This window comes from Thermoprotei archaeon, from assembly GCA_038881895.1.
Classification (GTDB): domain Archaea; phylum Thermoproteota; class Thermoprotei; order Gearchaeales; family WAQG01; genus JAVZOV01.
Genome location: JAVZOV010000001.1, coordinates 277,601 through 290,018 on the forward strand (window position 1 = coordinate 277,601; position 12,418 = coordinate 290,018).

The 12,418-nt window shown below is 35.6% G+C and carries 11 protein-coding genes; 3 read left to right on the forward strand and 8 right to left on the reverse strand.

What is annotated here, in order from left to right; translation table 11 throughout:
- Nucleotides 1-2 precede the first annotated feature (2 nt).
- From QW128_01460 to QW128_01470, 3 genes are all read right to left on the reverse strand, one after another.
- The gene (locus QW128_01460; GenBank protein ID MEM3832254.1) at nt 3-266 is read right to left on the reverse strand and encodes a 4Fe-4S binding protein; all 264 of its coding nucleotides are present in this window, start codon (nt 264-266) and stop codon (nt 3-5) included.
- The gene (locus QW128_01465) at nt 263-820 is read right to left on the reverse strand and encodes a 2-oxoacid:acceptor oxidoreductase family protein (GenBank protein MEM3832255.1); all 558 of its coding nucleotides are present in this window, start codon (nt 818-820) and stop codon (nt 263-265) included. Before QW128_01465 ends, QW128_01460 begins: the two co-directional genes overlap by 4 nt.
- Nucleotides 821-976: 156 nt before the next feature.
- Complete coding sequence (locus QW128_01470) at nt 977-1,279, reverse strand: hypothetical protein (GenBank protein MEM3832256.1); 303 nt, start codon at nt 1,277-1,279, stop codon at nt 977-979.
- Nucleotides 1,280-1,479: 200 nt separating this feature from the next.
- Here QW128_01470 and QW128_01475 point away from each other — a divergent pair, with 200 nt between their 5' ends.
- Nucleotides 1,480-2,505, forward strand: coding sequence for an MBL fold metallo-hydrolase (locus QW128_01475; protein MEM3832257.1), 1,026 nt, complete (start codon nt 1,480-1,482; stop codon nt 2,503-2,505).
- On the opposite strand, the gene QW128_01480 is transcribed toward QW128_01475, so the two are convergent.
- The 3 genes from QW128_01480 to ileS form a co-directional block, all read right to left on the reverse strand.
- Entirely contained in the window at nt 2,470-3,411 is a 942-nt protein-coding gene (locus QW128_01480) for an aldolase (GenBank protein ID MEM3832258.1), read from the reverse strand. The two genes, QW128_01475 and QW128_01480, sit on opposite strands and share 36 nt — an antisense overlap.
- A gap of 200 nt (nt 3,412-3,611) precedes the next feature.
- Entirely contained in the window at nt 3,612-4,259 is a 648-nt protein-coding gene (locus QW128_01485; GenBank protein MEM3832259.1) for an NERD domain-containing protein, read from the reverse strand.
- Between the two features lie 268 nt (nt 4,260-4,527).
- A complete protein-coding gene (gene ileS, locus QW128_01490; protein ID MEM3832260.1) occupies nt 4,528-7,761 on the reverse strand; it encodes an isoleucine--tRNA ligase in 3,234 nt (1,077 codons plus the stop codon).
- An 80-nt stretch (nt 7,762-7,841) separates the two neighbouring features.
- Between ileS and QW128_01495 the strand changes: the two genes are divergently transcribed.
- Nucleotides 7,842-8,258, forward strand: coding sequence for a hypothetical protein (locus QW128_01495; protein ID MEM3832261.1), 417 nt, complete (start codon nt 7,842-7,844; stop codon nt 8,256-8,258).
- Between the two features lie 13 nt (nt 8,259-8,271).
- Entirely contained in the window at nt 8,272-8,592 is a 321-nt protein-coding gene (locus QW128_01500; GenBank protein MEM3832262.1) for a hypothetical protein, read from the forward strand.
- A gap of 42 nt (nt 8,593-8,634) precedes the next feature.
- Here QW128_01500 and QW128_01505 read toward each other — a convergent pair whose 3' ends face one another.
- Both QW128_01505 and QW128_01510 read right to left on the reverse strand, forming a co-directional pair.
- Nucleotides 8,635-9,963, reverse strand: coding sequence for a cyclic 2,3-diphosphoglycerate synthase (locus QW128_01505; protein ID MEM3832263.1), 1,329 nt, complete (start codon nt 9,961-9,963; stop codon nt 8,635-8,637).
- 190 nt (nt 9,964-10,153) lie between these two features.
- The gene (locus QW128_01510) at nt 10,154-12,364 is read right to left on the reverse strand and encodes a CDC48 family AAA ATPase (GenBank protein MEM3832264.1); all 2,211 of its coding nucleotides are present in this window, start codon (nt 12,362-12,364) and stop codon (nt 10,154-10,156) included.
- Nucleotides 12,365-12,418: the final 54 nt, after the last annotated feature.

Below are 12,418 nucleotides of genomic sequence, written 5' to 3' on the forward strand. Positions count from 1 at the left end.
TCTTATTCCTCCTCAACCATATCAATAGCTTTAAAGGGACAAACGTTAGCACATATTCCACAACCTTTACAATACTCATATTCTATTAGTACTTTATCTTTTTCAGTTCTTGCTATAGAACTTTCTGGGCAGTACATCCAACATATGAGACAATCTTTACATTTGTCATAATTAATTATGGGTTTCGCTGTCCTCCATGAACCAGTTTTACCTGATGCACCTATGGCAGGGCGTGAGATTGGTGTTAACGGTATTTTAATGCTCATAGTTTTATCACATCCTCATATGCCATTAATGCTGCTTTAGCGTTTGATTCGCCTATGTTTCCTTTCCATGTATCTTTAATTGCTCTTACTAATGATTCGATTTTTATTATATTCGTTGCTTTTACTACAGCGCCCAGGATCCCTGTATTTACTGTTGGCCATCCAGCAGCTACTAGATTTAGTTTTATTGCTATCTTTGTTGCATTCACTGTATATACTGTTCCATGTTCTAGTTTTAGTGGTTCGATTTCTTTTCCTCCGGTGTTTATTATGATAGCGCCGTTTTTTCTAAGTCCGCTTGTTACATTTATCAGCTTAAGTATTGAAGGATCTAAGACGACTACCACATCGGATTCATAAATTTGATAGTGAACCTTTAATGGTCTATCTGAAATTCTTGCATACGCAGCTACAGGTGCGCCCCTACGTTCAGCGCCGAAGAATGGGTATGATTGACCCCATTTGTCTTCCAAATAAGCAGCCTTTACGAGAAGATCTGCAGCAGTCACGACGCCTTGACCGCCTCTTCCATGAAACCTAAACTCAACTAGCATTACCTTACCCTCAAGGTATATAAAAAAATGGTGAAATAAATATTTAACGTGATGATGTATTAAAATTAATATTAAAATGTCATACAATATTAATAAAATTAATTCTAAATATCTGATATTGCAAAACAAAAAGTTTTACAAAAATTTTGTAGACTGTTAGAATGTTGGTTGATGTACTGATCGTTCCACTGCAAAACTTACTACCATTGAGACTGCGAATAACAATATTGAAATGAACCATGAAGGTATTATTAAAGCTTCAGCTGCTGGAAATGGGAAATAGTCGAGTATTGTTGGGCCTGCGTTTACTGCATCTTGTACCGCTGATAGGAGTGTATACATTACACCACCTAAGCCTAATGTTATTCCAAACGCTTTGGTTTTCATCTGTAGGATTGCTCCTATTACAGCGAATGCTGTTATCCAAAACACCATGTTTATCAGATACGTATCGATCATTTTTTACACCAAAGTTTATTTGCCCGATGAAGTTATATATTCTAGTGTATCTAATAATTAGCAAAAATGTGCAACGATGCGATCTTTAAATGTTTATTGTTTTCTCATGTTTCATTTCTAGAATTCATAATGAAAGTTAATTTTCCGATAAGTTTTTTAGACTATTGCACTAAATATTTGTTAAGGAGAGGATACAGCGCGTGTATAGGCTTAAATATGGTGGAGGATTGCTATTAGAATTAAATAATAAGAGGATTATTTTTGATCCAGTACAAGGTTTTAGTGGTGATTTGATTTTAATTTCACATGCACACTCTGATCATATTAGAGGTATTAATGACAATGATAATTCTGTGTTAGTGTTGTCTCCCCCAACTATGGATATAATATTCCAAAGGAATAGGAAATTGCATAGAAGTGTTGATATTATTCAACCAAACGATTTTAAAAGTTATAATGATGTTATCATAGAAGCTTATAATGCTGGTCATGTTCTAGGTTCGTTGGAATTTTTATTAGAGTTTTATGATCTAAGAATTGGTTATACTGGTGATTTTAATATTTATGGTTCTATTGTTGATGATCCTGCTTATATAATGAGAGATCTAGATGTACTGGTAATTGAGAGTACTTATGGTCGTCCGGATTATAACTTTCCTCCACGTTCTTTTATTTATGAGAAAATATTATCATGGATTGCCACTAACATTAAAGATGGACGCACAGTAGTTATTGGCGTATATCCACTAGGTAAAGCTCAGGAACTTACATACCTCCTTAATAAGGAATTTGGCAAAGTATTTGTTAGTGAAAAAATCCACAATATTAATAAAGTGTTTGATAGACATAAGTTTAAGCTCAATTATAAGCTAATTGAACAGGGAATGAATTCAATTTTTGATGGCAGTGAACTTGTCATCGCAACAACATCAGAAGTATCTAAAATCGTTAATATGATAAATTTACAGAGTGCTAATAAAGCTGTGGGGTCAATATGTACTGGTTGGTCTTTAAACTATCATAATTCTAACAATGGTGTTCAGTATTTTCCACTGAGTTCTCACTCTGATTTTAAGGGATTGTTGAAGTATGTTGAAATGTCTAGACCAAAGATGGTTTACACATTATATGGTTTTTCCTATGAGTTAGCAGAATATATAAATAGGAAACTTAATATAAAAGCGAAATCCTTAGACAGTAAAATTGAGGATTTTAGCTATTTCTGATTGTGTTTCTTCTGGTGTCTTTCTTGTATTGACTATGTACACATCAGTCATATTAAGTAATTTTTTAAAGAACGCTTCCCTTATGCGCTGTTTTCTTTCATCGTTAACTAAGAAATGAGGATTGCCATATCCTTGAGCTTTTAATAATTGTAATGCATCATCTAGTAAAGGTCTTATGATTATCCTTGGTTCATTTTGATCTCTGATTAAGATAATTGTTTTCTTAAGCGTTGTGAAGGGTAATATTCGGTACTTACCAACAACCCATCGAAGATCTACTATTGCTCTTCCTTTATTGTCTAATTGAGCTTTTTCAACCAACATCTTATATTCGGGCCATATTGAAGCAACATCAGCCCTTATATAGAAGTTCTTTTCACTACTGAATGCTAAAAGGTTCTCTTCACCCCTCACAAAGAACCAGTCATCAGCTATTACTCTAACTTTTTCTCTTCTCATTAGACCATAGGTATGTGTCGTCTTACCTGCACCAGGAGCACCGAGTATTACTGTCCCTAACCCATCTATATCTACGCATGCACCATGTATTGAATATATTCCATGCTCATCCTCTAATACATCACCCGCTAAGCTTAACGCTATTGATTTAATCCAACCATAATAATCGAAGTTAAAAAGGAAAGCTGTCTTTGTGAAAGGATCATAGTATACACTATTTTCTGGATACTTGCTGTTGAATGTGACATAAAGTCTTGCATGACTACGTATTCTATCTGACATTGCATAGAAATTACGTCTCCAATTTTCATCAACCCAATCTAAATCTGTGAGAAGCTTTACTGCCACACCATATATATCAGCTTTTTCTTCATAAAGGATTTTAGACGAATAATTTTGAATCATCTCATCTTTTTCATTAACACTAATTATTTTCACCTGATACATTAGCCAATCACAATAATATTATCACGCACTATAATAAATTAATATTGATGAATCAATTGACACTCTCCTCGACTGAAGTCGAGAGATTCTCGGTTCTTTAGGACTAATCCCTTCATCATACCGAGTTCTGGAATTTGCAAAACCAGCCCCTGCCATGGACATGTAGCCCATAGCCCGCTTGAGAACGACTCGCTCAAAAATTAGGCGTTCATCCCATGATTAAAATCATGGGCTTTCTGCAATGTCTTAGGTAATTTTATTGGTATGTGTTCGATTTCATCCATGTAATCCTCAAATTTATCTATAAAGTCTTGTAGTTGATATAATGTTACAATCGGAATTCCTGCAACATATTCTGGTACACTCTTTGGTGGTATAACTATTACTGGTATTAATATTATTATTGATTTGTTTGATATTAGTGGTGCTAAGATCTTTCCTGCGATATTTTTGAAGAGTAACATTTTTGATAAATGATTATTCACGATACGTGATATATTGCCTGATATTCTAGTTTTTATCCAATGTTTGCATTCTATTACGTGTACATATTTATCCCTAATTGCAATAATATCAATCTCATTTCTTTTATTTTGTAATGTAAAGTGAAGGTTTCTTATGGTAAAGAAATTGTTTAATTCATAAACTCCAGCTACTATGAGTTCAAAATTCTGCCATGTTAGTATTTCTAATATTTCGTTAAGCTGAAATCCATTCCGTAATGCAGTACTTACTATCAATGCTGGATTGCTTTCATCAGTTATTCCTAATATTTCTAGGTCATTTTTATTTAAAGTTCTTTTTAATGCTAAATCCCAGAGTACTTTTCTAATTAAATCATTTAGCATTGTTTTGAATATGTTTTTATAAAATAAAAAATTATTTCTCGTTCCTCTTTTTGCAATAGATAGCGGTTTTGGGGTAGTTAGGTTAAATGGAGACTTGTTCATGTTTGGACTGACTTCTTCTCTGCTCTAAATAAAGGCTTTCAGTTGTAAACTCTGTTGGTCGTGTGGCGACCTATAAATATAAATTGATAGAGATTTCTCTCACACAAACTGATCCTAGTTAAAGAAAGGGTATGCAAAAGAATTTGTCAAGAAGACTGATGAATCCCTAAGAGCTGCTTAATTCATGATCGCTTAAACTTTTGAGTACAGGATTTTCTCTTACAAGCGAAACACCGACGATATATGTATCGTTCTCTATTTCCCATTCTTGTATTAGGTTCATTTTTTTGCTTGGTTTTCTCAGTGAGATTCTGAGACTTTGTGCTCGGGCTTCACTTGTTATGTATTTTCTTGTTTTGCGGAGTAATTCGGCTTCATCTTGGCTTGGAACTGCTATATGAACTTTAATGAAAGCGTCTACTGGCAGATTAAGTTGTTTTCGCATTGTTTGTATTCTTCTCACTATTTCTCTTGCTAAGGCTTCAGCTTCAAGTTCTTTTGGTATTATTAAATCAATATATACCCATCCTCCATAGAATTGCCCTACTGCAAAGTTGCCAGAAACTTTCTCCTCAAATATAAGCATTTCTTTATCAAGTTTAACGATTCCTTTTTTGGTATTAATTTCTATGAACCCATTTTTGTTTATAGTGTCCAATATTTCCCATCCGTTCATGCTCTTTAGTGCTTCGATTACTTGGTTTACATCTTCTCTAAGTATAGGTCCGGCCTTTGAAAGGTTAAGCTTAGCCTCTATTATTTTTAATTCTTTCTCAACCTCTTCACTCTGTGCTAGGAGGATGTTTTTAGTATTCACCTGTGTTTTTAGCATGTTCTCATAGGTTTTTATAGTATCCAATACTTCGCTCTGTTTAGAGACTATTATAATTCTTTGGACTGGTTTTCTTAATTTCATGCCCTTCATTTGTCTTGCCATACTTGATGCTGTTACAATTTGTTTTGCTATATCCATTAATTTTTCAAGTTTCTCATCTATCAAATCTTCACGAGCGGAAGGCCAATCTAACATATGGACACTGAGTGGTAATTGTGCATTTTTGAACATTGATTGATAGATCTTCTCTGTTATAAATGGCACATAAGGTGCAAGTAATCTCAATGATCCTTCTAATGCTGTATATAGTGTTGCATATGCGGCAAGTTTGTCAGGATCGTTAGGTTCTATCCAAACTCTTCTTCGTATTAATTTCACGTACCATCGGCTGACATCTTCTACTAGGAAGTTTATTATTGTTCTAACAGCATCATGTATTCTACCCTCCTCCATACTCTCTGTCATGTATTTTATGACTCTCTGATACTTTGATAATAACCATTTATCCTCATTACGTAGATATTCCCTTAAGCGATCTATATTGTTGGTTGTTGGGTCAAATTTATCAAGATTCATGTATAATGATGCGAAATAGAATGTGTTCCATATTATGCTCAATGTTCTGAATGCTTCTTTTACACCATTTATCGAAAACCTTAGGTCTTCCCATATGACATTTGATAGTTCGAATAATCGTAATGCATCACGACCATATTTTGGAATCACATCATCAGGATTGATTACATTACCCAAGCTTTTGTGCATTGCTCTGCCAGTCTCATCGAGTCCAAATCCGTGCATTACTACTTGACGATAGATCGGCACATCCCATGTGATGTATCCAGATGTGAAAAGGGAATAAAACCATCCCCTGATTTGATCTTGACCCTCTATTATTAAATCAACTGGTTTCAGATATTCCCAGTCTTCCTTTTTTGATGGATACTTTAAACTAGCCCATGGAGCCACGCCTGAATCTATCCATACATCGATAACATCAGGTACTCTCTTTGCTGGATTGCCGCATCTTGGGCATTTCAATACTACCTTATCAACCCATGGTCTATGTAAGTCTATTGGTTCATCTGGTATTGATATGGCCAGACTCTTTAGTTCATCAAGTGAACCTATTACTGTACTATATCCGCACGTTTCACACTTCCATATTGGTAATGGGATTCCCCAATATCTTTGTCTTGAGATAGCCCAATCGTGTGCATTTCTTAACCATGGTTTGAATCTAGTTTCAAGAGCCCATTGTGGAATCCATGCTGGTTGATCTGACAACTTAACTAATTCATCCTTAATTTTGCTCACGGTAATAAACCACTGTTTAGATAATCTTTGTATCAATGGTGTTTTGCATCGCCAACAGTGTGGATATCTGTGAACTATTTTACCGGTATACAGTAATGCTCCTCTCTCTTTCAAATCCTCAATTATTATCTTATCAGCATCTTTAACGTACATTCCAGAATAACGTCCAGCCTCAGGTGTGAATAACCCGGCATCATCAACAGGGCTCAATGCAGGAAGCTTATATTTCATACCGACTTCAAAGTCTTCTCTACCGTGACCAGGTGCAGAGTGAACAAGTCCTGTTCCTTCCTCCATACTTACATATTCTTCGCTTAATACAACTTTATGAATAAGATCTGATTGTATTGGAATAAGATCTCTAAGTGGATGTTCATATGAAACACCTTCAAGTTTTGAACCTGGGAACTCCTCAATTATTTCCAGAGTTATTCCAGTTTCTTTTTCAACAGGTTCAAGTCTCTTCTTTGCAAGGATTAGTGTTTCTCCTGTTTTTTTATCTTTGACTTTTACGTATGTTTCTTTTGGATGAACCATTACTGCTACATTACCTGGTAATGTCCATGGTGTAGTTGTCCATATAAGGAGATCTGCATTCATTTCTTTTGCTTTAAATTTTACGTATATTGATGGGTCTTCTACTTCTCTGTACTCTTCTGTTACTTCATATCCAGAAAGCACTGTTTGGCATCTCGGGCACCAGAAGACAACTTTTTCACCATGCTCTAGTAATCCTTTTTCTGAGCTTCTTTTTATAAAAAGCCATGCAGCTTCTATGTATTCATTTTCTATTGTTCTATAAGGATGTTCCCAATCCATCCAAACCCCTAATTCCTTGAACTGTTTTTCCTGTATCTTTAGATTTTTTAAAGCCCATTCTCTACATTCATTAACAAACTTTTCTACACCAAGTTTTAAAATATCACGCTTAGTTTTTAGTCCCAGGTTCTTTTCAACTTGCACTTCTATGGGTAACCCGTGCATATCATAGCCAGGCCTATCCCAAACCATGTAGCCTCTCATTCTATAAAACCTGAGAAATGCATCCTTGATGATCTTGTTCCATGCTGTCCCTACGTGTATAGGGTTTGTAACATATGGTGGACCATCAAGAAAGTAGAATTTTGGTTTATTCTTTCTTAATTCTACTACTTTATGATAGACGTTGTTTTTATCCCAAAAGTCAAAGATTTCTAGCTCATAATTGACTGGCATATATTTTTGGGGTAGTTGATTTATCTTACTCATAGAGCATCTAACCTAATCTAGTTTATTTTTGAAAAACAAAGAATATATAAGCTTAAGCATTATTTAATCATAGTACTAACATGAAAGAGAAGAATCAAAAGAAAGTGAGTGGAAGATATAAAGGTAAGCGTGGAGAACGTGACCTGTTTCGATATCTTTCAAAATTTGGTTGGAAAGGGCGTAGAATACCAGCTTCTATTGTTGATGGTTTTGCTACAAAAAATAACAGAATAGTATTTTTTGAAGTTAAGACCACCAAAAATAATAATGTCAAGATACCTAAAGAACAAGTTAAAAGACTTTATGATTGGTTAGAATATTTTTCCTATTATCCAATAAGAGAAGCTGTGAGTGCCGTAAGATTTACTAAAGCACGTAAATGGGTCTTTATTAAAATGGACGAGATACGAGATTATACAATAAATCTAAGTACAAAAAGTACATGGGCGCCTCTTTCCGACCAAGAAATAAACTTATTTACATGGTCGTCTAAATAATTAAGGGAGTGCTATGGGAGGAAAAGGAAAGAAAAGCATAAAACAACTCGAGAAAGAGCAATTAAAACAACAAATGAAGGAGAAAAAAAGTAAAGAAGTTAAGGAAACAAAGAGGGAAAGTAAGACTACTACAGCAATAGTTGACACATCGTTAATGGGCAGGGTAAAAGCAGAACTAAAGAATTTTAAATACTTATCTCCATGGGTGATTTCCAGTCAATTTAGTGTAAAAATGGGGGAGGCAAAAAGGTTACTTAAGAGACTTGAAAGCGAAGGTATAGTAGAGCTTGTAGCGCACGATGATAGGAATCCTATTTATAAACCAAAAACTTAAAAAACAATCAATTTTAATTGTAACGATTAGAAATATTATTCCTTAGAGAGAGGATACCAATTTTGCTTTTTTGACTTTTTTAGCTATCCATTGTTTTATTATAGAGCTAAAGTTTGGTTCTCCTACATCAACCATCTCATATTTTACATGGACGACAGGCTTATTTAACTTGAGGTATCGGCTTATATCTGATGGTGTTCCTAGTACCACTGTGTCTCCAGGTATTTTATTAATAAATTCCTGCAGTTGTTTCATTTGTTCTGTACCATAACCTATTGTTGGCACTACATCGGCTGTATGCTTATACATTTCATAGATTTCTTTAAATATGCCTTGTGCATATGGTTTGGGATTAATAATTTCTGATGCACCATACCGTTTTGCAGCAATATAACCGGCTCCGAACGGCATGTGTCCATGTGTTACAGAGGGGCCGTCCTCAACAACTATGACTTTTTTACCTTCTATCATTTGAGGATTATCAATCGAAATTTCGAATTCTGCTTTAACTATCGTAGCCTTAGGATTAAGTTTATGCGCATTCTTTTCCACAGTATCTATGTCATCAGGTTTTGCTGTGTTAACTTTACTGATCACTATTAAATCAGCCATCATGACATTTATTTCTCCAGGATAGGAACCCACTTCATGACCTGGTCTAGTAGGGTCAACCACTGTTATATAAAGATCTGGTTTATAAAATGGTGTATCATTGTTTCCTCCATCCCAAATAATTATGTCAGCCTCATGCTCAGCATTCTTAAGTATTTTTTCGTAATCAACACCTTCATACGCCACGATGCCCATTTTCATGTAGGATTCGAACTCTTCCTTTTCTTCTATCGTTAGATTTAATCTATCTAGATCCTCAAGCTTTTCAAGCCTTATAACAATGCTATTTAAAAGGTCTCCATAAGGCATGGGATGCCTAACAACCACAACATGTACTCCCTCTTCTCTAAGCAACGATACAAGCTTACGGGAAACCGTACTTTTCCCAGCACCAGTACGTGAGGCAGTAACTGCTATGACAGGTTTATTCGATTTTATCATGGTTTTTTCTGGAGCTATTAGCTTAAAGTCTGCTCCAGAACTCAGTACTATTGAAGATTTGTGCATTATATCGTTATAAAGCACATCACTATACGAAAACACAACTTCGTCAACATTATACTTTTTTATTATTTGAGGCAGTTCATATTCACTCGTAATAGGTATTCCCTGTGGATAAAGCGGCCCAGCTAATTCAGGCGGATACTTGCGATCGGCAATACCAGGTATCTGTGCTGCAGTGAACGCAACAATCTCATACTCTGTATTATTACGATAAAGAATATTATAATTATGAAAATCTCGACCGGCAGCACCCATTATTACTATTCGTTTTTTATCATGAGTATCCAAGATTCTCACCAATGATAACTAAATATGATGTACTACTTAAATATTTTTCAAAACATGAATAAAATAAAACAGGATAAATATATTAAATTTTTACTAATTAATAATAACTTTTATAAGTTAATTTTTATAAAATTTTTCATAATTTTAATAGAATATTTTACATGTATATTCCGACAGGCTTCTTTTCAGGTTGTCTTGATGATTTTCTGAATTGATTATAAACTTCCATGTAGTATTTCAGATCATCCTGAGTTACGCTTGATGGGACATTCTTCAGAGCTTTTTCAAAATGTCTTGCAGCTACTTTTACAGGACGTACGCCCTCTCTTATCGCTTCCATAGCTGCTTCTCTGCACACTGCTTCTATATCAGCTCCAGTATATCCCTCTGTCCTGAGCGCTAATTCTTCTACGTTAACATCTTCTGCTAGTTTCATCTTTTTAGTGTGAACTTTAAAGATTTCGATACGTGCTTTCAAATCTGGTGGTGGAACGAATATTATTCTATCGAATCTCCCAGGTCGGAGTAATGCGGGATCTATTATATCTAACCTGTTTGTAGCACCAATAACTACAACATTTTTTAATGTCTGCAATCCATCCATTTCAGTTAAAAGCTGGTTCACCATTCTTTCTGTGACACCGGAATCACCACTTCTTAAGCCTCTTGCAGGCGCGATCGCATCGATTTCATCGAAGAACACTATGCATGGGGCTGCTTGCCTTGCTTTCTTAAATACTTCTCTGATACCTTTTTCGGATTCACCAACCCATTTACTTAGTAATTCTGGGCCTCTAACTGCTATAAAGTTTGCTTCACTTTCTGTTGCTACGGCTTTCGCCAGTAATGTTTTACCGGTTCCAGGAGGACCATAAAGCAATATACCTCTTGGTGGTCTTATACCTGCTTCTTCGAATATTTCCGGTTTCTTGATCGGTAATTCGACGGCCTCCCTAAGAAGTTGTTTCACATCATCTATTCCGCCTATATCCTCCCAGTGAACTTCAGGGACTTCTATAAGAACTTCTCTTAACACTGATGGTGGAACATCTCTCATTGCAGCCTCGAAATCTGCCATCGTGACTTTTAATTCTTGAAGTATTTCTGGAGGTATTGTTTCTGCATCAAGGTTTATTTTAGGTAAAAACCTCCTCAATGCGTTCATTGCTGCTTCTCTACATAATGCTGCAATATCAGCACCAGTAAAACCATGTGTTATTTGAGCTAACTCATCTAAATTCACGTCATTGTCTAAAGGCATATTCCTAGTGTGAACCAAGAATATTTCTTTACGTGCTCTTTTGTCTGGCATTCCTATAGCTATTTCTCTATCGAATCTCCCAGGTCTTCTGAGAGCTGGGTCTATTGCATCAGGTCTGTTCGTAGCACCTATGACTATGACTTGCCCTCTTCCTTTCATACCATCCATTAATGCTAATAACTGTGCTACAACTCTTTTTTCTACCTCGCCAGTCACTTCACTTCTTCTGGGAGCTATGGCGTCTAATTCATCGATGAAAATAATTGATGGGGCGTTTTCCTCAGCTTCTCTGAATACTTCCCTTAATCTAGCCTCTGATTCGCCGTAAAACTTGCTCATGATTTCAGGGCCATTTATAGTTATAAAGTGTGCTCCAGATTCGCTGGCTACGGCTTTCGCCAGTAATGTTTTACCGGTTCCAGGAGGACCATAAAGCAATACTCCTCTTGGAGGATCAATTCCTAATCTTTTGAAAAGCTCAGGGTGTTTTAATGGTAACTCTACTATTTCTCTAATACGCATTTTTGCTTCCTCTAAATCTCCTATGTCCTCAAATGTAACTCTCGCTACCATTACTTCTTCTTCTTTTACAGGTTCAGACCTGATGGTAATTTCTGTGGAATCAGTAATTATTCCTGATGGTCCGGGAGCTATTGATACAACCATCAGATTTATTCTACCGCCTAATCCTACTGGTATTTGTATTACATCACCCCTATTTACAGGTATTGATTGTGAGAGAGCTCGTTCATAAATTCTTGAACGCGCATGATGAAGCAAGTCCTCAGGTATTCGTGAGTCTAATGGTGCGAGTGTAACTTTTGTAGCAGGTTTAAGTGTTGCAGGATGTACTTTAACAGTATCACCTATTGATACGCCTGCATTTCTTCTTATTATCCCATCCATTCTGATTATTGTTCTGTTATCGTCAAAACGAAGTGGCCATGATATTGCATAGGTATTGCGCTTTCCTACTATTTCGATAATATCACCAGGCACTATGTTTAACTGTCCCATAATTTTTCTGCTCATTGAGGCATATCCTGTGCCAACTTTATCAGGTTCTGCTTCCATTACTACAAGCTCGACTTCCCTGATTGAAGACATTTATTCTCACTAACCACTTATTTTTATTCTACTCTGTAAAATAAAGTTTACTTT

What these genes read in the sequence shown, in the direction of transcription:
- QW128_01460 (MEM3832254.1), bottom strand. Translation starts at nt 266, where the DNA reads ATGAGCATTAAAATACCGTTAACACCAATCTCACGCCCTGCCATAGGT.
- QW128_01500 (MEM3832262.1), top strand. Translation starts at nt 8,272, where the DNA reads ATGGGAGGAAAAGGAAAGAAAAGCATAAAACAACTCGAGAAAGAGCAA.
- QW128_01470 (MEM3832256.1), bottom strand. Translation starts at nt 1,279, where the DNA reads ATGATCGATACGTATCTGATAAACATGGTGTTTTGGATAACAGCATTC.
- QW128_01495 (MEM3832261.1), top strand. Translation starts at nt 7,842, where the DNA reads ATGAAAGAGAAGAATCAAAAGAAAGTGAGTGGAAGATATAAAGGTAAG.
- QW128_01505 (MEM3832263.1), bottom strand. Translation starts at nt 9,963, where the DNA reads ATGGGTGCTGCCGGTCGAGATTTTCATAATTATAATATTCTTTATCGT.
- QW128_01485 (MEM3832259.1), bottom strand. Translation starts at nt 4,259, where the DNA reads ATGCTAAATGATTTAATTAGAAAAGTACTCTGGGATTTAGCATTAAAA.
- QW128_01510 (MEM3832264.1), bottom strand. Translation starts at nt 12,364, where the DNA reads ATGTCTTCAATCAGGGAAGTCGAGCTTGTAGTAATGGAAGCAGAACCT.
- QW128_01480 (MEM3832258.1), bottom strand. Translation starts at nt 3,411, where the DNA reads ATGTATCAGGTGAAAATAATTAGTGTTAATGAAAAAGATGAGATGATT.
- ileS (MEM3832260.1), bottom strand. Translation starts at nt 7,761, where the DNA reads ATGAGTAAGATAAATCAACTACCCCAAAAATATATGCCAGTCAATTAT.
- QW128_01465 (MEM3832255.1), bottom strand. Translation starts at nt 820, where the DNA reads ATGCTAGTTGAGTTTAGGTTTCATGGAAGAGGCGGTCAAGGCGTCGTG.